The sequence below is a fragment of the Candidatus Mycalebacterium sp. genome (assembly GCF_977828045.1).
In genome coordinates, this window is record NZ_CDWCUL010000013.1 from 112,169 (window position 1) to 136,003 (window position 23,835).

The 23,835-nt window shown below is 49.9% G+C and carries 22 protein-coding genes; 4 read left to right on the plus strand and 18 right to left on the minus strand.

Going from position 1 to position 23,835, the window contains the following annotated elements; translation table 11 throughout:
* Positions 1-90 precede the first annotated feature (90 nt).
* Both lpdA and lipB read left to right on the plus strand, forming a co-directional pair.
* A complete protein-coding gene (lpdA, locus tag ACY430_RS04760) occupies positions 91-1,527 on the plus strand; it encodes a dihydrolipoyl dehydrogenase (protein WP_462137740.1) in 1,437 nt (478 codons plus the stop codon).
* 7 nt (positions 1,528-1,534) lie between these two features.
* Positions 1,535-2,206 (plus strand): lipoyl(octanoyl) transferase LipB, encoded by a 672-nt coding sequence (gene lipB, locus ACY430_RS04765; protein WP_462137741.1) that lies wholly within the window; start codon positions 1,535-1,537, stop codon positions 2,204-2,206.
* Here lipB and ACY430_RS04770 read toward each other — a convergent pair.
* From ACY430_RS04770 to ACY430_RS04795, 6 genes are all read right to left on the minus strand, one after another.
* Positions 2,190-2,750, minus strand: coding sequence for an ankyrin repeat domain-containing protein (locus tag ACY430_RS04770; protein ID WP_462137742.1), 561 nt, complete (start codon positions 2,748-2,750; stop codon positions 2,190-2,192). The two genes, lipB and ACY430_RS04770, sit on opposite strands and share 17 nt — an antisense overlap.
* Positions 2,751-2,774: 24 nt before the next feature.
* On the minus strand, positions 2,775-3,239 hold the full coding sequence (locus tag ACY430_RS04775; protein WP_462137743.1) for a DUF805 domain-containing protein: 465 nt from the start codon (positions 3,237-3,239) through the stop codon (positions 2,775-2,777).
* Positions 3,239-3,667 carry an EamA family transporter gene (locus ACY430_RS04780; protein ID WP_462137744.1) on the minus strand — a complete coding sequence of 143 codons (429 nt, stop codon included), beginning with the start codon at positions 3,665-3,667 and terminating at the stop codon, positions 3,239-3,241. Before ACY430_RS04780 ends, ACY430_RS04775 begins: the two co-directional genes overlap by 1 nt.
* 66 nt (positions 3,668-3,733) lie before the next feature.
* The gene (locus ACY430_RS04785; protein ID WP_462137745.1) at positions 3,734-4,519 is read right to left on the minus strand and encodes a tetratricopeptide repeat protein; all 786 of its coding nucleotides are present in this window, start codon (positions 4,517-4,519) and stop codon (positions 3,734-3,736) included.
* Between the two features lie 25 nt (positions 4,520-4,544).
* Positions 4,545-8,267 (minus strand): methionine synthase, encoded by a 3,723-nt coding sequence (gene metH / locus ACY430_RS04790; protein ID WP_462137746.1) that lies wholly within the window; start codon positions 8,265-8,267, stop codon positions 4,545-4,547.
* 8 nt (positions 8,268-8,275) lie between these two features.
* Positions 8,276-9,226: a hydroxyacylglutathione hydrolase gene (locus ACY430_RS04795; RefSeq protein ID WP_462137747.1), complete on the minus strand. Its 951-nt coding sequence runs from the start codon at positions 9,224-9,226 to the stop codon at positions 8,276-8,278.
* On the opposite strand from ACY430_RS04795, the gene thrC reads away from it, so the two are divergent.
* Positions 9,226-10,470 (plus strand): threonine synthase, encoded by a 1,245-nt coding sequence (gene thrC / locus ACY430_RS04800; protein WP_462137748.1) that lies wholly within the window; start codon positions 9,226-9,228, stop codon positions 10,468-10,470. The genes ACY430_RS04795 and thrC overlap by 1 nt on opposite strands.
* Positions 10,471-10,480: 10 nt before the next feature.
* A complete protein-coding gene (locus ACY430_RS04805) occupies positions 10,481-10,753 on the plus strand; it encodes a MoaD/ThiS family protein (protein WP_462137749.1) in 273 nt (90 codons plus the stop codon).
* Between the two features lie 7 nt (positions 10,754-10,760).
* Here ACY430_RS04805 and dnaJ read toward each other — a convergent pair whose 3' ends face one another.
* The 12 genes from dnaJ to ACY430_RS04865 form a co-directional block, all read right to left on the minus strand.
* Entirely contained in the window at positions 10,761-11,825 is a 1,065-nt protein-coding gene (dnaJ, locus tag ACY430_RS04810) for a molecular chaperone DnaJ (protein WP_462137750.1), read from the minus strand.
* A gap of 1 nt (position 11,826) precedes the next feature.
* A complete protein-coding gene (locus ACY430_RS04815; protein ID WP_462137751.1) occupies positions 11,827-12,456 on the minus strand; it encodes a nucleotide exchange factor GrpE in 630 nt (209 codons plus the stop codon).
* A gap of 2 nt (positions 12,457-12,458) precedes the next feature.
* Positions 12,459-12,989: a gamma carbonic anhydrase family protein gene (locus tag ACY430_RS04820; RefSeq protein ID WP_462137752.1), complete on the minus strand. Its 531-nt coding sequence runs from the start codon at positions 12,987-12,989 to the stop codon at positions 12,459-12,461.
* A 1-nt stretch (position 12,990) separates the two neighbouring features.
* Positions 12,991-14,892: a molecular chaperone DnaK gene (gene dnaK, locus ACY430_RS04825; protein ID WP_462137753.1), complete on the minus strand. Its 1,902-nt coding sequence runs from the start codon at positions 14,890-14,892 to the stop codon at positions 12,991-12,993.
* A gap of 3 nt (positions 14,893-14,895) precedes the next feature.
* Positions 14,896-15,741 (minus strand): RNA polymerase factor sigma-32, encoded by an 846-nt coding sequence (locus ACY430_RS04830; RefSeq protein WP_462137754.1) that lies wholly within the window; start codon positions 15,739-15,741, stop codon positions 14,896-14,898.
* A 184-nt stretch (positions 15,742-15,925) separates the two neighbouring features.
* Positions 15,926-17,089: an ADP-forming succinate--CoA ligase subunit beta gene (sucC, locus tag ACY430_RS04835; RefSeq protein ID WP_462137755.1), complete on the minus strand. Its 1,164-nt coding sequence runs from the start codon at positions 17,087-17,089 to the stop codon at positions 15,926-15,928.
* 17 nt (positions 17,090-17,106) lie between these two features.
* A complete protein-coding gene (locus ACY430_RS04840) occupies positions 17,107-17,847 on the minus strand; it encodes a succinate dehydrogenase/fumarate reductase iron-sulfur subunit (RefSeq protein WP_462137803.1) in 741 nt (246 codons plus the stop codon).
* Positions 17,848-17,877: 30 nt separating this feature from the next.
* Positions 17,878-19,788 (minus strand): fumarate reductase/succinate dehydrogenase flavoprotein subunit, encoded by a 1,911-nt coding sequence (locus ACY430_RS04845; RefSeq protein ID WP_462137756.1) that lies wholly within the window; start codon positions 19,786-19,788, stop codon positions 17,878-17,880.
* Positions 19,789-19,797: 9 nt separating this feature from the next.
* Entirely contained in the window at positions 19,798-20,472 is a 675-nt protein-coding gene (locus ACY430_RS04850) for a succinate dehydrogenase cytochrome b subunit (RefSeq protein WP_462137757.1), read from the minus strand.
* A gap of 3 nt (positions 20,473-20,475) precedes the next feature.
* Positions 20,476-21,414 (minus strand): malate dehydrogenase, encoded by a 939-nt coding sequence (mdh, locus tag ACY430_RS04855; protein WP_462137758.1) that lies wholly within the window; start codon positions 21,412-21,414, stop codon positions 20,476-20,478.
* A 21-nt stretch (positions 21,415-21,435) separates the two neighbouring features.
* A complete protein-coding gene (icd, locus tag ACY430_RS04860; RefSeq protein ID WP_462137759.1) occupies positions 21,436-22,812 on the minus strand; it encodes an NADP-dependent isocitrate dehydrogenase in 1,377 nt (458 codons plus the stop codon).
* A gap of 122 nt (positions 22,813-22,934) precedes the next feature.
* Positions 22,935-23,798 carry an ankyrin repeat domain-containing protein gene (locus tag ACY430_RS04865; RefSeq protein ID WP_462137760.1) on the minus strand — a complete coding sequence of 288 codons (864 nt, stop codon included), beginning with the start codon at positions 23,796-23,798 and terminating at the stop codon, positions 22,935-22,937.
* Positions 23,799-23,835 lie beyond the last annotated feature (37 nt).

The window sequence follows — 23,835 nt, forward strand, 5'->3', positions numbered from 1 at the left end:
ATGAAGTGTGAAGCGCAAAGTGTGAAGTGCGAAAATCGGCGGCGCGCAGTTTGTCAATCGGTTTTCTTGATAGTAGAATAGCCCGCTGATATGAGTTCCACTAAATACGATCTTGTTATTATCGGTTCGGGGCCCGGCGGCTATGTTTCGGCAATCAGAGCCGCGCAGCTGGGAATGAAAACCGCCGTTATTGAGCGCGACAACCCCGGCGGCGTTTGCCTGAACTGGGGCTGCATCCCGTCAAAAGCCATAATCAAATGCGCTGAAGTTTATAACTATTTCCAAAACGCCGGAGACTACGGAATCTCTCACAAAGGGCTTTCGTTTGACTACTCAAAAGTCATAGACAAAAGCAGAGATGCGTCATCCGCTCTCAATAAAGGGGTGGAGTTCCTTCTGAAGAAAAACAAAGTTGATTTGATTAAGGGCTCGGCAAAACTGCTTCGTCCCGGCGCGGTCGGGATTGTCGGCGATGAGGACAGCGAAATCCAGGGGCAGAAAATCATGCTCGCGACCGGATCCGTTCCGCGCACAATTCCGGACATGGAAATAGACGGCAAAATCGTTATGACAAGCGACGAGGCGATAATGAACCGCAGTGTTCCGAAAAATATCGTCATTATCGGCGGCGGATACATAGGCGTTGAGTTTGCTTATGTTTACAACTCTTTCGGCAGTAAGGTTACGATTGTTGAAATGGCTCCGAACATAATTCCGGGAGCCGATGAGGACGTTTCAAAGGAGCTTGAAAAGAGTTTCAAAAAAAGCGGAATGGAGGTTTTGACTTCCACCGCATACAAATCAATTAAAAAGACAAAAACGGGCGCGAAAGTAACCGTTGAGGACATCGCTTCAAAAGAGGAAAAAGTTTTGAACGCGGAGATCGTGCTTGTCGCCATCGGCAGAAAAGCGGTCGCCAATTCAGCGCCGACTTCTTTCAGTTTTTACGGTTCAGGCGACCCGCTCGGCCTTGACGAACTCGGCATAGAAACCGATGAGCAGGGATTTATCAAAACCGATGAAAATTATTCAACAACCTGTTCGGGTGTTTACGCGATTGGCGATGTTAACGGGCCTCCCCTGCTCGCTCACAAGGCGTCTGACGAGGGTGTTGTCGCCGTTGAACGCATGAACGGGCTGGACACGCACGTTCACTACAACAACATTCCGGGCTGTGTCTATTGCCAGCCGGAAGTGGCGTCTGTCGGCATCACCGAAAAACAGGCGAAAGATGACGGTTACAACATTTCCGTTGGAACTTTTCCCTTCAAAGCGGTCGGCAAGGCGGTTGCGGTCGGAGAAACCGAGGGGTTTGTCAAAATTATTTCAAACAAAGATAACGGCGAAATTCTCGGCGCGCACATAATCGGGCACGGAGCGACCGAACTTATTGCCGAACTCGGCACGGCGAAAACGCTTGAATCCACGCCTTATGAGATTGCGACAACTTCGCACGCGCACCCCACTCTTTCCGAAGCGGTTATGGAAGCCGCGCTTTCGGCGATGGGCAGACAAAGAAACTTTTAGTGCCTTTATGCAACAACTAACACTTCTGACCCCCGGCATTGTTGACTATCCCGGCGCGGTTGAAATTCAGAAGCAAATTCTTGAAAAACGCATAGCGGACAAAGCCGGAGACACTTTAATTCTTCTCCAGCATCCGCCGACAATCACAACGGGCAGACGCGGAAATCTTTCAAACCTGATGGCGAGCCCGGAATTTCTTGAAAAAAAAGGCGTTTATGTGGACGCGTCCGCGAGCAGAGGCGGAGACATAACTTTTCACGGACCCGGGCAGATTGTGTGCTATCCGATTATTGGCATAAAAAACCGCAAAGGCGGTGTGCCGGGCTATGTGCGCTCGCTTGAAGAGGTGATTATTCGTGCGCTATCCGATTTTGATATTTCCGCCCACAGAATTGAAAAACTGACGGGTGTTTGGGTTAAGCGCAGTAAAATCGCCTCAATCGGAGTCGGCGTAAGGCGGTGGGTAACATGGCACGGCTTCGCGCTTAATGTGAACACAGACCTTTCGTGGTTTGACACAATCGTTCCCTGCGGAATTCCGCAAGTGAAAATGACCTCAATAAAAGATTGGACAAAAAGTCCCGAAGATATTGATATGGAATTAGTTTGTGATTCGCTTGTCCGGCATTTTGCGGAGGTGTTTGGGTATGAGGAAGACGTGTTTAGTTCTTGTGTTTGAATCTTCCTTTGTTTTTCTGTAATTCCCGTATTACTTCATTGTTGCCTAATTTTTTTGCAGCCATCAAAACTGTAACACCTTGTTTATTTCTTATATTTACATCTGCTCCCGCTTTCAGCAATTCTCGTAGTGCTTGTGTTTTGCCTCTTGCTATCGCAGCCATTAGAGCAGTATCGCCGTTTTTGTCTTTTGCATTTACATTTGCCCTTGCTTTCAGCAATTCCCGCATTGATTGTATTTCACCTCGCAGTGCTGCAAACATTAGAGCAGTAACGCCGTCTCTGTTTCCTATATTTACATTTGCTCCCGCTTTCACTAATTCTCGTATCGCTTCGTTTTCCCCTTGTATCACTACATACATTAGAGCGGTCATACCGCGTTCACCTTTTGCATTTACATTTACCCTTGCTTTCAACAATCTCCGTATTTCTTCAGTATTGGCATCTATCGCCGCCCATATCAGAGGCGTATCGTAATTTGCTCCCACCCTTAACGGAAAGATAAAACAAACAAGCAAAACAGCAACTATCAGTTTTTTCTTCATAACTTTCTCACTCCTTCGTTCAATTCAGTTCACACCTTTCGGGTTTTTGCCGTATTTATTTGTTCCTTTTTCGCTGTTTTTCAGTCCGAACCATATTGAATAAAGCACGACAATAAAGCAACAACCTATGCCAAAAAAGATAAGTATGAGAGACTGAGACGCTACTCCCACAGTCAGCAAAAATATGGAAAGTATCACAAGAACAATTTCCCACAGAATCAACCAGGCGCTTTTGCCTATATCGTGAAGCCGTCTTGCTTGTATGGCAAAAGTGGGAATGGTGAAGAAGATATTTGCAAAAAATGCCGGTGTCGGGGCTACCAGAGAAGTTATGATAAAAGTCCATAATAGAAAAAACCAATACTCTCTTCTGCGAGCCCGACCTCCAAAAACGGCGTATAACCTGAGCCCCTTGAGAAACCACGGCAAACCCAGCGGCAGACCGGAATTTTTCCTCTTTTTTTCCGCCTCTATCAGTTTTTCCGACATTACTTTTTCGTCCAATACATAATCGCGGCGCCGAAGACAATCAGGGAAATTCCCGCGAGGCGCATTGATGTGATTCTTTCGCCGAGAATTGCCCAGGCGTAAAATGCGGAGAAAAGCGGAGCGGTTGCCGCGAGCGGAATGACATACGATGCCTCTCCGTCTTTGATCGCGGAGAAGAAAAGGAAAAGCCCTATAACGCCGCCCAAAAGTCCGGCGATGAGAATAAACAACAGCGTTTTTCCGCTAATTTGAAAAATCTCCGCCCCTTTGCCTGTCGCGATTGTAAAAACCGTTACAACGGCGGATATGAACAGCAACCGTATCGTCATAACAACGGTTGTGGATGTGTCTTTGAGGCTCAATTTCTCAAAAATCGGGCTGAGCCCCCATATTGCCGCGACCGCGAGAGCCATCACTGTTATTCTCATTGATGTTTCCATGATTTGTTTTAGTTGAAATGTGTCGTTGCTTTGCTCAAACACATTCAGGGTTTCTTAAGACATCTGTTTCTGATTCGCTTTGAGAACCTCTTTCGCGGTTTTTGCGAGTTCGGAATCCGTTTCTTTGTTTACTACCGCTTCAAAATCCGCTTTCGCTTCGGCAAACTTTCCGAGTTTTTGATATTCGGTCGCCCGCGCGAAAAGAGCTTTTGTAAATTCGGGATTCACTTCAAACGCTTTGCTGAAATCTTCCGCCGCCTTGTTGTTGTTGCCCATGCTGTCATAGACGTGCCCCCGGCTGTAAAGACTTTCAAAATCGTTCGGGTTAAGTTCAACCGCTTTGTCGTAGTCTTTGAGCGCGTTTTTGTAATCCCTGAGCAGGTTGTGGTATGTCGTGGCGCGGTTGTAAAATGCCTCGCCGCTTTTCGGGTCAAGTTCAATCGCTTTGTCATAATCGGCTATGGCAAGTTTGGCTTTCCCAAGCCGCCCGTAAGCCGTTCCCCTGCTCACATACGCTCCCGCAAAATCCGGCATCATCTCTATAACTTTGTTGAAATCGTCTATTGCGGGGCTGTGGTCTCCGATGTCAACAAGCAGGGAGCCGCGATTATAAAACGCCTGCGCGTAGTCCGGCTTAACCTCAACCGCCTTTGCGTATGAGTCAATCGCGTCCCGCAGTTTGCCCTGCATTGACAGTGCCACTCCGAGGTTGTAGCGCGCATCCGCATGGTCGGGCTTTTCTTCAATCGCCTTATTGTAATTCTCAATCGCTCCGTTCCAGTCCTTGGAACCGGCGCATGAATTTCCTTTCTTAAACACACTTTCAAAATCTTCAGCCATTTTTATTTCTCCTTTTTGCGAATTTTTACGCCAAGTTAGGCGTGAGCCATTTTCTTGCTTCCTTTAAGGATACCCTTTTTCTTTTAGCATAGTCTTTTAATTGGTCGTCCCGTATTTTCCCAACATTGAAATATTTTGCCTGTGGGTGAGCAAAATAAAATCCCGAAACCGAACTTGCCGGATTCATCGCGAGCGTTTCCGTAAGCGAAACCCCGGTGTGCTTTTCCGCGTCCAGAAGTTTCCAGATTGCCAGTTTTCCCGTGTGGTCCGGGCATGACGGATAGCCCGGCGCGGGCCTCACGCCTTTGTATTTTTCCTTTATCAGTTCTTCGTTGGAAAGATTCTCGTTCTTGCCATAACCCCATATTTCACGGGCTTTTTTATGCATCATCTCGGCAAGAGATTCCGCTATTCTGTCGGCGAGCGCTTTTACGATTATGGAAGTGTAGTCATCTCCCGTGCGTCTGAATTTTTCCGCGTATTTATCCGTTTTGTCTCCGGCGGTTACGACAAACGCCCCGATGTAATCCCTTTCGCCGGACTCTTCGGGAAGAATGAAATCGGAGTTGCAGTAATAGATTTCCTCTTTCGCGTTTTTCCTGATCGTTTGCTGACGTATAAAATACGCGGTCGCAATCGCCCGCCCGCCCTTGCCTTTCGGTGAATATATTTTCACGTCGTCTCCGCTGCCGTTTGCGGGCCAGAAGCCGATTGCCGCGCGCGGATTGAACGCGCCGGTTTTTATAATTTCGTCCAACACCCCGCGCGCGTCATTGTAAAGTTCGGTTGCCTGTTTGCCCCATTTCGGGTGTTTGAGAATTGAGGGGAAAGAGCCTTTCAATTCCCATGTCCAGAAAAACGGAGACCAATCCATAAACTCTGCGGCATCGGCCGTGCTGATGTTCTCAAACGGTATAATGCCCATTTTGTCAGGTCTGGTGACAGGGTGTTTTTTCCAATCGGCTTTGAATTTTTTACTCCGCGCCGTCTCAATATCCGTGTATTCAAGCGCGCCCGATCCGGTTAAATACCGTTGCCGCTGTTTTTCCTGTTCGCTTTCAAGATCTTTCGCGTATTGCGCGGATTTTTTCGGGTTCAGAATCTGTTCGCAGACGCCAACAACAAGCGAGGCGTCTTTGACATGCTCAACCACTCCGCTGTAAGCGGGAGAAATTTTGACCGCCGTGTGCGTTTTGCTTGTTGTTGCGCCGCCGACAAGAAGCGGAATGTTCAAGCCCCGCCGCTCCATTTCCGCCGCGTTGTATATCATCTCGTCAAGAGACGGCGTTATGAGCCCGCTCATTCCTATCGCGTCCGCTTTTTCCTTTTTTGCGGCGTTGAGAATTTTCTCGCACGAAACCATCACACCGAGGTCAATAACCTCATAGTTGTTACACGAAAGCACCACGGAAACTATGTTTTTTCCAATGTCGTGAACATCACCTTTGACCGTGGCGATAACAAATTTTCTGTCCGCCAGTTTCGCGCCTTTTTCCTTCTCCATAAGCGGTGTTAGAAAAGAGACCGCTTTTTTCATCACGCGGGCGCTTTTGACCACCTGGGGCAGAAACATTTTCCCTTCTCCAAAAAGTTTTCCGACAACCTTCATTCCGCCCATCAGCGGTTCCTCTATCACTTTCAGCGGCTTTTTATATTTTTTGAGCGCTTCTTTCGTGTCCTGTTCAATAAAGTCAACAATTCCGTGCACAAGCGAGTGTTTTACCCGCTCCTCAACTTTTTCTTTTCTCCACCGCCCGGGATCTTTTTCATCTGCGGATTTTTTGCCGCTCTGAAACTCTTTGGCGATTTCAAGCAAATCTTCCGCGGCGTTCGGATTTTTGTTCAGAACCGCATTCTCAACCCGTTCAAGCAGATTTTTCTCAATGTCCTCATATACCGCGAGCATTCCGGCGTTCACTATCGCCATGTCCAGGCCGCTTTTGACCGCGTGATGAAGAAAAACACTGTGCATCGCTTCGCGCACCCTCCTGTTTCCCCTGAATGAGAATGAAAGGTTGCTTATGCCGCCGCTTATAAGCACGCCGGGGCAATGTTTTTTGATTTCTTTTATGGACTCTATGAACTCAAGCGCGTAAGCGTTGTGCTCTTCAATTCCAGTCGCAATGGCGAGCACATTGGGGTCAAAAATTATGTCTTCGGGAGCCATTTTGGCTTTTTCCACGAGCAGTTTGTATGCCCTGCGGCATATCCTCACTTTGTCCTTGCGTGTTGCCGCCTGCCCTTTTTCGTCAAACGCCATAACCACAGCGGCGGCTCCGTAGCGTTTGATTTCCCGTGCCTGCTCAAGAAAAACCTTTTCGCCCTCTTTCAAACTTATGGAGTTCACAATGCATTTGCCCTGAGCGCATTTGAGCCCCGCTTCAATCACTCCCCACCGCGAGCTGTCTATCATTATCGGAACGCGCGCTATTGCGGGTTCGGACGAAACGAGGTTGAGAAAACGCGTCATGCATTTTTCGCCGTCCAGCATTGCTTCGTCAAAATTGATATCTATAAGGTTCGCTCCGTTTTCAACCTGTTGGCGCGCGACCTGCAAAGCGCCTTCAAAATTGTCTTCCTTAATCATGCGTGAAAACACCGGAGAGCCCGTAATGTTTGTTCTTTCGCCGACAATTATCAGATTGCCGTCACTGTTTTGCGCTCCTTTTGACGATTTTACCGCGAGCGGTTCAAGACCGCTCAGGCGGGTCGCCAACTGAATTTTCGGGGGTTTTCTCGGCGGGATTTTCTTCAGTTTTTTCACAATTTCCGCTATGTGTTCGGGCGTTGTTCCGCAACATCCGCCCACAATGTTCACAAGCGATGAGCGGGCGAATTCAGTGAGCAACGCGGAAGTGTGTTCGGGTTTTTCGTTGTATCCGGTTTCGCTCATGGGGTCGGGCAGTCCGGCGTTGGGGTAACAGCTGATAAAACAGTTCGCAGTTCGCGCGAGATCTTCTATGTAGGGTCTCATTTCGGACGCTCCGAGCGCGCAGTTAATTCCCACGCTGATGGGACCGCAGTGTTTGACCGAGTTCCAGAACGCCTCTATTGTCTGTCCGGAAAGCGTCCTGCCCGACATGTCTGTTACTGTCATTGACAGCATCACGGGCATTGTGCGCCCTCTTCTCTCAAACATTTCCTCCATTGCGTAAATGGCGGCTTTCATGTTGAGAGTGTCAAAACTTGTTTCGGCTATCAGAATGTCCGCGCCGCCTTCGGCGAGCCCTTCGGCCTGCTCAAGGTAGGCGGCTTTGAGGTCGTCAAAAGTTGCCGCTCTGTAAGAGGGATCTTCAACTTTCGGAGACATTGATGCGGTTTTATTTGTGGGACCGAGCGCTCCGGCAACGAAACGCCTCGTCCGTCCTCCGGCTTCCTTCACTGCTTGCACCGCGATTTCCGCCGCTTTTCTGTTGATTTCAAAAATGTGGTCTTGCAGTCCGTAATCCGCCTGCGATATTGAGGTTGCGTTGAATGTGTTTGTCTCAATGATGTCGCACCCCGCTTTGAGATACGCCTTGTGTATGTTCAAAATCGCGTCCGGTTTTGTCAGAACCAGAATATCGTTGTTTCCTTTCAGCGTTTCGGCGGACGCGCTTTCAAAGATTTTTCCTCTGAAATCTTTTTCTTCAAGGTCCAAACGCTGAATCATCGTTCCCATAGCGCCGTCAAGGAACACAATTCTTTTTTCAAGAAGTTTTTTCAGGGCGTTTTCAGTTTCGCGCCCGGACGATTTTGATTTTTTCATTCCGTGTTTTACCAGTTGTTTCTGAGCGCTCTGAGCCCGGCGAAAATTTCGGCTTCGCTCCGCGCCGAAGGAAATGCTTCGCGCATTTTTTCAACCACGCTTTCATTGCCGCATCTCATAAACGGGTTGTAAAGTTTTTCTTCCCCGATTGTTGAAACAGGGTTGCCGTTTGTCCTCACTTCGTCCAGTTTTCTTTTGGCGTCCGCGTTGTCCGGCTCAATGCTGAGCGCGAACTCAAGATTTGTTTCCGCGTAGTTGTGTCCGCAGAAAATACGGGTTTTATCGTCCAGTTGCCCAAGCCGCCGGACGGAATTGAAAAGGTCATCCACATTGCCTCCGAAACGGGTGTTTCCGCAACCCGAAAGAAACAAAGTGTCTGCCACGAAAGCGTTTCCGTCAATAAGAAGCGTTATGTGATCGGGGCAGTGTCCGGGTGTGTGCATAACCGAGAATGACAGGTTGCCGAACGCGATGCCGCCTCCCTCGCCAACGGTTTGCCGTGCGCCGGTTTTTTCCGCCGCAAGCGCGTGCGAAACAACCGGCGCGCCCGTTGCCTTTGCCGCGGAGTCGTTTCCGGCTATGTGGTCGGGATGCGAGTGCGTGTTCACGATGACTTCGGCGGACATTCCTTTGCTTGCAATGTAGTCAATAATTTCTCCGGGCGACAGCGGGTCAATGACGGCGCACTTTCCCGTTTCCGAACAACAGACGGCGTAGCTGTAGTTCGAGTCGCTTTTGGGAACGGAGAACCTTATTATGGAAAACTGTCCGCAGTTAAAAATCTCCATGAGTCCCATAAAATCTACACAATGCCCGAATTCAATCAAAAACCGTTCACTTCCGTCCGGGCGGCGCGGGCTTTGACAACCCGCCGTGTCGCTGTCATAGTAATACCCCGATTTTGCTTCATAGCAATACGCCATGTCGCGGATTGCTTTTGAAAAAAGGGTTTTAGGCAATGTCTTTTGTTCAGCAACTTTCCTGCAAGGAGTGCGGGCGTCCGTACCCGAAAAAAGCCCTGCATGTTTGCGAGGATTGTTTCGGGCCCCTGGAGGTCAATTACGATTACCCCGCCGTGAAGAAGGCGCTTTCGCGCGATAAAATCGCGTCCCGGGCTCCGAACATCTGGAGATACGCCGAGCTTCTTCCCATTGATGAAAAACCGCAAGCCGGGTTTGATGTGGGTTTTACCCCGCTTCTCAAAGCGGAGAAACTGGGGCGCGCGCTCGGGCACAAAAACCTTTATGTGAAAAACGATGCGGTTTCGTTCCCCACGCTTTCCTTCAAAGACAGGGTCGTTTCGGTCGCGCTTTCAAAGGCGCTTGAGTTTGGATACAAAACCGTTTCCTGTGCGTCAACCGGCAACCTCGCCAACGCGGTCGCTTCAATAGCCGCCGAGCGCGGGCTTGAAGCCATAATTTTCATTCCGCACGATCTTGAAAAATCAAAGGTTATAAACACCGTTGTTTACGGCGCGAAACTTGTCCGTATTAAAGGCACTTATGACGATGTAAACCGCCTTTGCAGTGAAATCGCGGGCAGACGCGAATGGGCTTTTGTCAATGTGAACATGAGACCCTATTACTCCGAAGGGTCAAAAAGTCTGGGTTTTGAAGTGGCGGAGCAGATGGGCTGGAGTCTTCCGCGCCACATTGTGGTTCCAATGGCAAGCGGCTCTCTTTTGACGAAAATCTGGAAGGCGTTCGGCGAACTGCGCGAGGTTGGGCTTATTGACGGCTCAGAGCCCCTTCCGGTTATGCACGGCGCGCAAGCGACCGGTTGCTCGCCGATTTCCGTCGCCGTCAAAGACGGAAGGGATTTTTTCAAACCCGTTATACCGGACACAATCGCAAAATCGCTTTCAATAGGAAATCCCGCAGACGGCTACTACGCGATAAAGGTTATAAATGAGAGCGGTGGGTGGAGCGAAGACGCGTCCGATGACGAAATACGCGAGGGAATAGCCCTTCTCGCCGAGACCGAGGGCATATACACCGAAACCGCCGGCGGTGTTACGGTGGCGAGCGCGAAAAAACTGATAGCTCAGGGCCGCATACCGGACGGCGAGCCGACCGTACTGTGCATAACGGGCAACGGGCTTAAAACTCAAGACGCGATTGAAAACAGCGTTTCAACCCCTTATCTTATGGAGCCGAACATTGAGGATTTTGAAAAGATGTTCGCAGAAACCAACAGCAAATAAGGAGACGAAAATGCCGCTTGTCAGAATACCCACCCCTTTGAGAAATCTTTCCGGAGACAGAGACGAACTCAATGTTGCCGCCGTGAATATCGGCGATATGATTGAAAAACTTGAAGCCGAATGCCCCGGAATGAAGGACCGCATCTGCGATGAAAGCGGCGAAATCAGAAGGTTCATAAATATCTACGTCAACAACGAAGACATCAGGTTTCTTGACGGAAAAGAAACCGCGCTTTCAGAAAACGACAATGTTTCAATAATCCCCGCAATTGCGGGTGGTTGAGAAGGAATTAAAACTCTTTCTCCAATTCATCAAGAATCTTTTTCTGTTTTGACGACAGTTTTGTCGGAATTTCCACTTTGATGTTTACGAATAAATCGCCCGTGCCTCTGCCGTTTATATTGGCAATTCCTTTTCCTTTGAGCCGCATAATCGTTTCCGATTGGGTTCCGCTTGGGACTTTGAAGTTTATTTTGTCGCCGCTCAAAGACGGGATTGATATTTCATCGCCCTTGATTGCCTGAATGAAGTTTATTTTTGCCTCGCATATCAAGTCTGCGTCTTTTCTTCTGAAAGTTTTGTGTTCGGCGACAATGCAACGTATGTACAGGTCGCCGTTTTCCCCTTTGCCATTCAGGGCGGCTTGTCCCTCGCCTCTGATTTTGAGCCGTGTTCCGCTGTCAACGCCCGGAGGAATTGAAACATTGACCTTGCTTGTTTCCGTAAGAACTCCGTTGCCCCGGCATTTTTTGCACGGTTCTGTTATCAACTCGCCCCTGCCTTGACAGCCGCGGCAGGCTTGGCGCATCTGAAAAAATCCCTGTCTGTAAGTCTGGTTTCCGCTTCCGCCGCACTGGTCGCAGGGAACGGCTTTGTCTCCGCCTTTGCCGCCGCAACCCGTGCACAGCACGGTTCGGGGTATCGCAATCTCTTTTTTACACCCAAATACCGCGTCTTCAAACGATATGGCAAGGTCAAGCATGAGATCCTGCCCTTTTGCCGGTCCCCGTCTCGCCGCGCCGCCTGAAAAAACATCGTCAAAAAGGTCGCCGAAAAGTCCGCCCAAATCTTCAAAACCACCTCCGGCTCCGCCGTCGAACCCGCGACCGGAATCAAAACCTCCGCCGCCCGGTCCCGCGGCGTGTCCAAAATTGTCATATTGCGCGCGCTTGTTTTTATCCGAAAGCACTTGATATGCTTCGTTTATTTCCTTGAATTTTTCTTCCGCTTTCTTTTTGTTTTCGTTTCTGTCGGGGTGGTGTTTCTGAGCGAGTTTTCTATACGCTTTTTTAATTTCGTCATCACTCGCGCCACGTGAAACGCCGAGCGCTTCGTAGTAATCTTTTTTTGCCATTTTACTCTTCCGGTTTTTCGTCTTCGCCGGACTGTCCTTTGTTTTCCGATGCGGGGCTTTCAGACACGGCTTTTCCCGATGAAACTGCGACAAAAATCGGACGAATCAATGTTTCGCCCGCGATGTATCCCTTCGCGATTTCCTCCGCCACACAACCATTTTCCACTTCTTCGGACGGCCTGTTTTCTATTGCCTGATGCACCGACGGGTTGAATTTTTCGCCAATCTTAACGGACAGTTGCGTTATGCCGAAGTTCCCGAGTTGAGACACCGATTGCTCGTAAGTCAGGCGGACGCCTTGAATAAGCCCGTCAGAGTCCGCGCCTGATTGCGAGCCGTGTTTGAGTGCCAGTTCCAGACTGTCCAGAATGCTGAAAGTTGACGCCGCCAAATCACGCACTCCCGAAAGGCGCGCAGTTTCTTTTTCTTTTTCGGTGTGTTTTTTGTAATTGTCAAAATCCGCAGCCAGACGCAAGAATCTGTCGTTGAGTTCGTTGTATTTATCTTCAAAGTTTTCCGTTTTCCCCGCGCCGCTTTCTTTCTTTTCCTCCTGTTTCGCACTGGCGGCGGATTTTTGCTCCGCATCGTTTTCCGGAATTTCTTCGGGTTTCTCTTTTTTCTTTGAAGTCATTTTTATTGTCCCTTTGCGAAATCGGGGTCTTCCATATACGTCCGTGAGTTCCTTATGTAGTTATCAGCCGATGTTTTTATGCTTTCCCTCTCTTCGTCCGTCAGGTCTCTCGCCACTTTCGCGGGAACTCCGACCGCGAGTTTGCCCGAAGGCAACACAAAGCCCGGAGGCACAACCGCACCCGCGCCTACCATTGATTCCTCGTTTATTTCCGCTCCGTCAAGCACGATGGCTCCCATTCCTATCAAAACCCTGTCTTTAATCAGGCATCCATGAACAACCGCATTGTGCCCAACGGTAACATAGTTTCCTATTTCAAGCGGATGCGTGCCGCCGGTTACATGAAGCATTGAGTTGTCCTGCACGTTTGTCCCTTCCCCGATTTTTATGTGGTGGACATCGCCCCTTGCAACCGTGTTGAACCAGACGCTTGAACTTGCGCCGACGGTAACGTTTCCGACTATCACCGCCTGCTCCGCTATAAATGCGGTCGGATGAATGGACGGGGTTTTTCCTTTCAGGGATTTAATCAATTTATTTGTCTGTTATTTCCGCGTCTATAACTTCCCCGTCATTGTCGTCCTTCTCCTTGTCGGATTTTTCCCCGCCGTCCGCCGCGCCGCCGTCCGCGCTCTGCTGCTGTTTATACATAATCTCGGCGAGTTTGTGAGACGCTTTTGTTATCGCTTCGGACGCTTTTTCAATCTCGTCCGCGTTATTGGATTTTATCGCGGCCCTGCCCGATTCAAGCGTCTGCTCAAGCTCTTTGCCCTCTTCGTCCGACAGTTTGTCCTTGTGCTCTTTGAAGGTCGTCTCGGTTGAGTAAATCAACTGGTCAAGCTGGTTTTTCGCCTGAACGGTTTTGTGTTTTTGCTCGTCTTCCCCGCTTTTTTCCTCCGCCTCTTTTATCATCGCGTCTATCTCTTCCTGAGACAGTCCGCTTGACGCCTCAACCTTGATTTTCTGCTCTTTGTTGGTCGCCTTGTCTTTTGCCGTAACATGCAGAATGCCGTCCGCGTCTATGTCAAAAGACACCTCAATCTGAGGCAGTCCTCTGGGCGCGGTGGGGATTTTGTCCAGAATAAATTTGGCAAGAGTTCTGTTGTCCGTGGACATTTTCCGCTCTCCCTGAAGAACATGGATTTCCACCTGTGTCTGATTGTCTTCAGCGGTTGTGAATATCTGGCTTTTCTGGGTCGGGATTGTAGTATTCGCTTCAATTATCGGGGTCATTATTCCGCCCAGCGTTTCAATTCCGAGCGAAAGCGGCGTAACATCCAGAAGCAGAACATCCTTTACATCTCCTCCGAGCACCGCACCCTGAATTGCCGCGCCCATCGCCACAACCTCATCGGGATTGATTCCCTTGTGCGGCTCCTTGCCGAAAAATTCCGTAACGGTTTTCTGCACAAACGGCATTCTTGTTGAGCCGCCGACAAGCAGAACTTCCGATATGTCGGACGCTTTGAGTCCGGCGTCCTGGAGCGCTTTTTTGCACGGCTCCAATGTTCCCTTGACCATCGGCTCTATCAACTGCTCCAACTTTGATCTCGTGATTTTCATCACAAGATGCTTCGCGCCCGAAGAGTCTGCGGTTACGAACGGAAGGTTGATTTCCGTTTCCAGTTTGCTTGACAGTTCCACCTTGGCTTTTTCCGCCGCCTCTCTGAGACGCTGAATTGCCGTTTTGTCGCCCGAGAGGTCTATGCCGCTGTCTTTTTTGAACTCTTCAATGATGTAGGAGATTATGTGGCGGTCAAAGTCGTCTCCTCCGAGAGCCGTGTTGCCGTTGGTTGATTTCGCTTCAATAACGCCTTCGCTTATTTCAAGCACGGAAACATCAAAGGTTCCGCCTCCGAGGTCGTAAACCACAATTTTGCGGTCTTTCTGATTGTCACAACCGTATGCGAGCGCCGCCGCGGTCGGCTCGTTGATAATTCTGTCAACCTTGAGCCCCGCGATTTTGCCCGCATCTTTTGTCGCCTGCCGCTGACTGTCATTAAAATACGCCGGAACGGTTATAACTGCTTCCGTCACTTCGGAGCCGATGTAGCTTTCAGCCGCCTTTTTGAGTTTCATCAACACATGGGATGCTATCTGCGGCGGTGAGTATTTTTTCCCCTCAACTTCAATCCACGCATCTTTGCCTTTGTCCGCCGAAACAACATTGTAGGGAAGTTGTTCCACAAGGTCCTGAACCTCGTCCAGCCGTCTTCCGATCAACCGCTTGGACGAATACACCGTGTTTTCGGGATTGACAACCGCCTGTCTTTTCGCCGAAGCGCCGACAAGTATTCCGTCCTCTTTTGTGAAAGCTATGATTGAAGGGGTTGTGCGCTCTCCCTCCTCGTTCACGATTATCTTCGCCTCTCCGCCTTCCACAATTGAGACGACAGAGTTTGTTGTTCCGAGGTCTATACCGATTATTTTTGCCATTTTTTATTCCTCCATTTTTGCCATACTGATGCCTGGCGACCGCTTGATTTTGTAAATTGCTTTGTTTTCTATCTGCCTTATCCGTTCAGCCGAGACTCCGAATTTTTTCCCGAGGTCCTCAAGTTTTACGGGCGTTTCTGTTAGAAAACGCGATGTGATAATTTCCTTTTCGCGCTCATTAAGCCCACTAAGCGCCTTGTTTACAGCCGTTTTTTGCCATTTTTCATTCTGGAATTCCGAGAGAGCCGTTTCCTGAGACGGGGTTGTGTCTGTAACAAGTTCAAGATATGAGCCCGCGTCAGAAATTCCGCCGACTTTGGAATCAAGCGAAAAATCCCTCGCCGAAGTTCTCGTTTCCATTTCCGTTATCTCCCGCGCGCTCACGCCCAGCATTTCGGACAGTTTTTCAGGCGCCGTTTCCGCCCCCGAAAGCGCACGCCGTGCCGCCGGAATTTTCTGAAACAGTTTCCTTTCGTTGCGACTGCCTCCTATCCGTACACTGCTCCAGAACCTCATAATGTATTCGTGTATGCGCGCCTTTATCCACCAGACTGCGTATGAAACAAGGCGGTAGCCGCGATGCGGATTAAATTTTTTGACCGCGGTCATCAACCCAAGCGCCCCTTCCTGAATGAGGTCCATAAGGGAAACATCGTAACCCGCGTAACTTTTCGCTATACGAACCACAAAGCGCAGATTTGAGTTCACAAGAGAGCGCGCCGCGTCAAGGTCACCCGTTTCCCAATGCTTCACGGCGAGGGCGAATTCCTCTTTCCTGCTGAGCAACGGGTAACGCCCAACCTCTTTCATGAATGCTCCGATATTTGAATTTAAGGCAAGATTCTTCATTTTCACCTTCTGAATCCAAGATAAGCACCGAAACCTCCGTGTCAAGCGATAAAGGCGAGACAGGGAAAGAAACTGTTTCAGCCGCCAAAGAGAAAATTATATGTGAAACAAGATAGTTACAGTTTAAACCGCAAGTATAATCTATCTTCGGTGATTTCACGTTTCCGGTGAAAAAGGCGTTTTTTCAGCCGGATATGGATTTTACCGCTTTTTCCGCAGCTTCCCTCATATCTGCGGCGGTTGTTATATCAAGCCCCGATTCCAAGAGCATTTTTCTGCCGAGGTCAACATTTGTGCCTTCAAGCCGCACAATGAGTGGAACATTTATTCCAACCTCTCTGGCGGCGGTGATGATGCCTTCCGCAATAACATCGCATTTCATTATGCCGCCGAATATGTTGACCAGAACCGATTTCACGTTTTTGTCGCTGAGTATCATTTTGAACGCTTTTGTTACCTGCTCGGTGGTTGCGCCGCCGCCGACGTCAAGGAAGTTTGCGGGCTCGCCGCCGTAGTATTTGATGATATCCATTGTCGCCATCGCAAGCCCCGCCCCGTTGACAAGGCACCCTATGTTGCCTTCCATCTTGACGAAGCTGATCCCCACCTCTCTCGCTTCCACATCAAGCGGGTTTTCGTCGCTCACGTCCCGCATTCCTTCAAGCGCTTTGTGCCTGTAAAGGGCGTTGTCATCAAGGTTTACTTTGCAGTCAAGCGCACGCAACTCGCCCTCTCCGGTCAGTATCAGAGGGTTAACCTCCGCGATTGAGCAGTCATTTTCAGTGTAGAGCCTGTAAAGCCCCGATATAAAAGCGACCGCTTTGTTCACCTCTTTGCCCGTAAGGCCGATTCCAAAGGCAATCCGCCTGCATTGAAACGGCTGTATGCCGATTGCCGGATCAATAAACTCTTTGATGATTTTTTCAGGCGTCTTTTCCGCGACTTCCTCAATCTCAACCCCGCCCTCCGAACTTGCCATAACAACGTCCTTTTCGCTTGAGCGGTCTGATACAATCGCCAGATAAAACTCGTGCTTGATGTCCGCCGGCTCCTCAATGAGAACTTTGCGCACGACTTTTCCTTCGGGGCCGGTCTGGTGTGTTACAAGCGTCATTCCCAGCATTTCAGAACTGATTTTTTCCACTTCTTCGGGGGTTTCGACGATTTTAATTCCGCCCGCCTTACCTCTGCCTCCGGCAAGTATCTGTGCCTTGACAACGAACTTGTCAAACTTCAAATCTTTGGCGTGTTTTGCGGCCTCTTCCGCCGTAGCCGCGACTTTTCCGGCCGGAACGGGCACGCCGTATTTTTCCAGCAATTCCTTTGATTGGTATTCGTGAAGATTCACTTTTTTTCCTCCGGAGTTTATTTAAGGGCTGATTTTATCCAATCCCTTTTCATTTTCGCAATGTTGATGATTGAAATTTCTTTCGGGCAGACGGCTTCACACTCGGCGTGGTTTGAGCAGTTGCCGAACCCTTCGGTGTCCATCTGGTTGATCATTCTCATAACCCTGCCCGCCGCTTCGGGTTTGCCCTGGGGCAAAACTCCCAAATGCGATATTTTCGCCGATGTGAAAAGCGAAGCGGACGCGTTCGGGCAAGCCGCGACGCACGCTCCGCACCCTATGCATTCGGCTGAATCCATAGCATCATCGGCTATATCTTTGGGAACGGGAATGTCGTTCGCGTTCGGCGCGCTTCCCGTATTCACCGAGATGTATCCGCCCGCGCGTATGATTCTGTCAAACGCGCTTCTGTCAACAACAAGGTCTTTTTGAACCGGAAAAGCGTTTGCCCTGAACGGCTCAATAAATATGGTGGCTCCGTTGTTAAAATGCCGCATGTGTAACTGGCAGACCGTTGTCGCCGCTTCGGGGCCGTGAGCTTCTCCGTTGATGGTAATTCCGCAAGTGCCGCAAATTCCCTCGCGGCAGTCGCTATCAAACGCGATGGGGTCTTTGTTTTCCTTAATCAGCCCCTCGTTCACGACGTCAAGCATTTCAAGAAAAGACATATCGGGCAACACGCCTGTCACTTCGTGTTTCTCCATCGCCCCTTTGGAGTGCGCGTTTTTTTGCCGCCATACCATCAGCGTAAGGTTCATTGTTTTAGAGTTTTCAGACATCGGAACGGTTTATTTGTAACTCCTCGTTGACGGTTTCACAAACTCAAAGTCCAGAGTTTCCTTCTGAATCTCCGGACTTCCGTCCGGATTGTTTTTCCATGCGGCAACATAGGCGTATTTTTCATCATCGCGCAACGCTTCGCCCTCTTCGGTCTGGTATTCCTCCCTGAAATGTCCGCCGCACGATTCCTCTCTTTCAAGCGCGTCTTTCGCCATCAGTTCGCCGAGTTCAAAAAAATCCGCAACCCTGCCCGCCATTTCAAGGTTTTTGTTTATCGTGTCCGCGCCTTCAGGGATTTTGACATTGCTCCGAAACTCCTCTTTGAGTTTGGGTATTTCGGCAAGCGCGTGGTTTAAGCCGTCTTTGCTTCTGGACATTCCCACATAGTCCCACATGATTTTTCCGAGCTCGCGGTGGAACTCCAACACTGTTTTGTTTCCTTTGATTGAGAGCATTTTGTCCGTACTTTGCCGGACAGATTCGGCGGCTTGCTTGAATTCGTCCGCATCGGCGCCGGTGTTCGGCAAGTCCGCGCCGGCAAAGTATTCGCCTATTGTATAGGGAATGACAAAATATCCGTCCGCGAGCCCCTGCATAAGCGCGCTCGCGCCGAGCCGGTTTGCTCCGTGGTCTGAAAAATTCGCCTCTCCGAGAACAAACAGTCCCGGAATTGTGCTCATCAGTCCGTAATCAACCCACAGTCCGCCCATGCAGTAATGAACCGCGGGATAGATTCTCATCGGAACCTCGTAGGGGTTTTCGTCCGTGATTTTGTTATAAATGTCAAAAAGGTTGCCGTATTTTTCCTTGACCGCCGCCTGCCCGAGGCGCTCTATCGCGGACGCGAAATCCAGATAGACCGAGAGCCCTGTTTTGCCCACTCCCCGTCCCTCATCGCATATCGCTTTGGCGGCTCTTGAAGCCACGTCTCTCGGCACAAGATTTCCGTAGGCGGGGTATCTTCTCTCAAGGTAGTAGTCCCTCTCGTTTTCGGGGATTTGGTCAGGGCTTCGTTTGTCGTCCTTGTTTTTTGGAACCCACACCCTTCCGTCATTGCGCAGGCTTTCGCTCATAAGCGTCAATTTTGACTGATGGTCTCCCGACACGGGAATGCATGTGGGGTGAATTTGCGTAAAACACGGATTGGCGAACAGCGCGCCCTTTTTGTGGCAGCGCCATGCCGCGGTCGCGTTTGAATTTCTGCCATTTGTGGAAAGGTAGTAGATGTTGCCGTATCCGCCGGTCGCGAGAACAACCGCATCCGCCTCGTATGATTCTATTTCGCCGGTGGCGAGATTTCTGCACACCACTCCGCGCGCCGCGCCTCCGATGACGACAAGATCAAGCATCTCCCTCATCGGAAAAATCTCAACATTTCCCTTGTCCGCCTGCCGCATAAGCGCGCCATATGCGCCTATGAGCAATTGCTGCCCGGTCTGTCCGCGCGCGTAAAAAGTTCTGGACACCTGAGCGCCCCCGAAAGAGCGATTTTCAAGCAGTCCTCCGTAGTCTCTGGCGAACGGAACGCCCTGTGCGACGCACTGGTCTATAATCCCCGCGCTGATCTCCGCGAGGCGGTGAACATTTGCCTCTCTCGCCCTGTAGTCCCCGCCTTTGATTGTGTCATAAAAAAGACGCCAGATGCTGTCTCCGTCATTCTGGTAGTTTTTCGCGGCGTTAATTCCGCCCTGCGCGGCTATGCTGTGCGCCCTTCTCGGAGAATCCTGTATGCAGATGTTTGTTATTTTGTATCCCAGCTCCGCCAGAGCCGCGCTCGCGGACGCTCCGGCGAGCCCGCTGCCGACCACAATGACTTTGAACCCGCGTTTGTTCGCGGGATTAACCAGAGGCACGGTGGATTTGTATTTTGTCCACTTGTCTTCAAGCGCGCCTTCGGGAATTTTTGCGTTAAGAGACAATTTTGTTTTTTATCCTCCGCGCCCGGCGATGTGCACCCACAACGGTATCACGAGAAAGCCCGCCGCCAGAACAACTGCCATCAAGTATCCCGCCACAGTTACAAAAGACATATATTTTTTGTTCGTCATTCCCAGCGACTGAAACGCACTCCAGTATCCATGGCGCAGATGGAAGCCCAGAAAAATCATCGCCGCCATATAGAGAGCCACGTTGAGATGGCTACTGAAAAAATCGTAAACAAGCGCGTGAAGGTCTCTTGCCACTTCACCGTCAATCACGGTTGCGTATCCTTCGGCGATTCCGGGGCCGAACCGGAAAGACAAAACATGCCACACGACAAACGCTCCGAGCAGTATGCCCGTGTAGATCATATTTCTTGAAACCGCGGGGTTTGTGGCGGTCGCTCTGCCTTTTAATCCCGCTTCATATTTTCCGGCGCGCGCTTTTCTGTTGGAAATTGTGATAACGATAGAGGTTATTATGTGAGCGGCGAACAGCGCAAGCAACCCTATTTCAGTTACCGTGAGAAGCCAGCCGAGGTCGTGAAGGTATTTGGCGTAGATGTTGAAAAGCTGTGAGTCATCGCTGAAAAGCGTCAAGTTGCCCAGAAGGTGGACTACAAGAAATGAGACAAGTCCGATGCCCGTGAGTGCGTTGAGAATTTTTTTCGCGACCGATGGCATTGATTATTCCTTTATTTTATCAATTTTATCGCACAACTCTTTCACGCTTGCGATTGAAGTTTTCAACTCTTTGGCTTCGGTTTTCGTAAGGTCCACTTCAACTATTTCTTCCGCGCCGCCCGCGCCAAGTTTTACCGGAAGCCCGACGAACATTCCTTTGATGCCGTATTCGCCCTCGGCGAGCACACAGCACGGAAGAATCTGTTTTTTGTCTTTGATTATGGCTTCGGCCATCAAAGCCGCGGACGCTCCCGGTGCGTAGAAAGCGCTTCCTGTTTTAAGCAGTCTGACAATTTCCGCACCGCCCTTGCGGGTTCTGTCCACAAGGGCCTTTATTTTTTTCTTCGGAAGAATATCCGTAAGAGGTATGCCCGAAACCGTTGTGTAGCGTGCGAGCGGAACCATATCGTCTCCATGCCCGCCAAGCACAAACGCGTCTATGTTTTCCACCGAAACACCCAGCTCTTCCGCTATGAAGGTTTTGAAGCGCGCCGAATCCAGAACACCCGCCATTCCCATCACCCTGTGTTTGGGGAAACCACTTGTTTTGTAAGCCGCGTAAACCATGGCGTCAAGCGGGTTTGTTACAAGGATAAGAATTGCTTTCGGGGATTTTTTCACCGCCGCTTTAACGACTTGGCGGATAATTTTTGTGTTTGTGGCAAGCAGGTCATCTCTGCTCATTCCCGGCTTTCTCGCGAGGCCCGAAGTGATGATTATGATGTCCGAACCGGCCGTTTCATCGTATTCATTGCTTCCGCAGACTTTTACGTCAACCCCCAGAACCGCGCACATCTGCGAAATGTCCAGCGCTTTGCCCTGCGGCATATCCTCAACTATGTCAACGATTACGACATCGGCGATTTCAGCCTCGGCAATTCTCAGAGCCGCAGTCGCGCCGACATTACCTCCGCCTATGATGGAAACTTTCTGCCTGGCCATATTTGCCTTCCGGGGTTTAGTTTAACCCATGTTCTCGACTATGGCGTTGCCGAATTCACTGCATTTCAGGAGGGTTGCCCCGTCCATAAGACGCTCAAAGTCGTAGGTTACGGTTTTCTTCCTGATTGACTCCGCCATGCCTTTCTCAATAAGGTCGGCGGCTTCGTCCCAGCCGAGATGGCGGAACATCATAACTCCCGAAAGGATTACCGAACTGGGATTCACCTTGTCCTGCCCGGCGTATTTTGGAGCTGTTCCGTGGGTCGCCTCAAAAATTCCGTGCCCCGTTTCGTAGTTTATGTTCGCCCCCGGAGCAATTCCTATTCCCCCGACCTGCGCGGCAAGAGCGTCTGACAGATAGTCTCCGTTGAGGTTCATGGTCGCGATGACCTCAAATTCTTTGGCTCTTGTGAGAACCTGCTGGAGAGTTATGTCTGCAATGGTGTCTCTAACCAGCAGTTTTTTCTTGTATGCGCCGCCCCCGTGCGAATCGTAGATTGAATTGACAACGTTCTCCACTTCACTGCACAAATCAGCTTTTTGCGTTTCGGTCATCATGCTGTATCCGGGGTCTATTTGTTTCGCGTTGTCTTCGGTGCTGATTTCTGTGTCCCTGTCCTTGTTGTCCAGAATCCAGCTTTCCCTCTCGGTTACGGTCTGGTCGCGGAATTCTGAGACCGCCACCTCAAAGCCCCAGTCTTTGAAAGCGCCTTCGGTAAATTTCATTATATTGCCCTTGTGAACAAAGCAGACGCTTTTGCGTCCATGCTCCAGGGCGTAGCGAATTGCGGCACGCACCAGGCGGGCTGTTCCTTCCTGTGAAACCGGTTTGATTCCAATTCCCGAAGTTTCAGGAAAACGGATTTTTTCAACTCCCATCTCGTCCCGCATAAAATCGATGATTTTTTTCGCTTCCGGAGTTTGAGCTTTCCATTCAATTCCCGCATAGATGTCTTCGGAGTTTTCGCGGAAAATCACCATGTCAACATCTTGAGGATTTTTGACCGGACTTGGAACCCCTTCGTACCATCTCACCGGACGCAGACAGACGTAAAGGTCAAGCATTTGCCTGAGCGCCACATTGAGGCTTCTTATGCCTCCGCCAATCGGGGTTGTGAGAGGCCCCTTGATTCCCACGAGATATTTTCTAAAACCCGCAATGGTTTCGTCCGGAAGCCAGTTTCCGGTTTCGTTAAACGCTTTTTCTCCGGCCAGCAGTTCAAACCAGTCAATTTTTTTCTTTCCGCCGTATGCTTTTTCAACCGCCGAATCAAACACATGTTGGGAAGATTTCCAGATATCAGGTCCTGTTCCGTCCCCTTCAATGAAGGGAATTACGGGGTTGTCGGGAACTTGCAGTTTTCCCTCTTTGATGCTTATTATTTTTCCTTGAGGCATATGTTTCTTCTCCCTAGATTACGAAAATGAAGTGTCCGAAAGCAGTCTTTCGGTTCGGGGAATAATAATTGCGCGAGGGGTTGTTGTCAACGGAGGCAAGGCGGTTTTAAGCCGTCTGGTTTCTAAAAATCCACCTGTTTGAGTTCCCAATACGCCTTTGAATCTTTGAGGTGTTCGTTTTCCAGAAGAAGGTCTATCGCTTTTTTCCCTTCCCTGTCCGTTTTATGCGGGTTCGCACCGTTTTTTATGAGAGCGACCACGACTTCGGGGTTTGTGCTGTTCCACGCCGCTTTCAGCAGAGGCGTTTTTCCGTCAAACCCCGTTATGTTGGGGTCCGCTCCGTTTTGCACAAGCGCGAGGATTACTTTTTCGTTTGCGTTGTTCCATGCCGCTTTCATAAGCGCGGTTTCACCGTTGATGTCAACCTCATTGGCGTTGGCTCCTTTTTCTATAAGAGTCTCAACTATCTTTTCGTTTACGTTGTTCCACGCCGCGAACATAAGCGCGGTTTCACCGTTAGGGGTTCGGGACCTTATATTGGCTCCGTTCTCTATCAGAGCGCGAATAACTTCAAGGTTCGGATTTACTTCCGCCGCTATCATAAGCGGGGTTTTGCCTTCATTGTTTCTTGCGTTAATCTCCGCCCCGTTTTGTATCAGAGTAAGGAAACTTTCCACATCCTGCCTTGCCATGGCGGTAATAATAAGAGGCGAATTGCCCCGCTCGTCCCTTCCGTTAACGTCCGCCCCCTTTCTGACCGCGGTTTCAACCTGTCGGTGGGTCGCGTCACGAATGAAGGTTATATCTGTAAGGCTGTTTTTCGGGGTGTGCTGGGAAAGGAATACTACGACAAGCCCCGTAACGCACACCGCCGCAAGCACGAGCGCGGCTATAAGCCATTTGCTTAAATCACTTAGTCTCTGTCCGATTTTCCAACGGACGGGAAACGGCTCAAAGTATTTGTCGCTCTTTTTTTTCTTCAACACTATAGGTGCACCACTCTCCCTTGCAATGGCGCTTCAA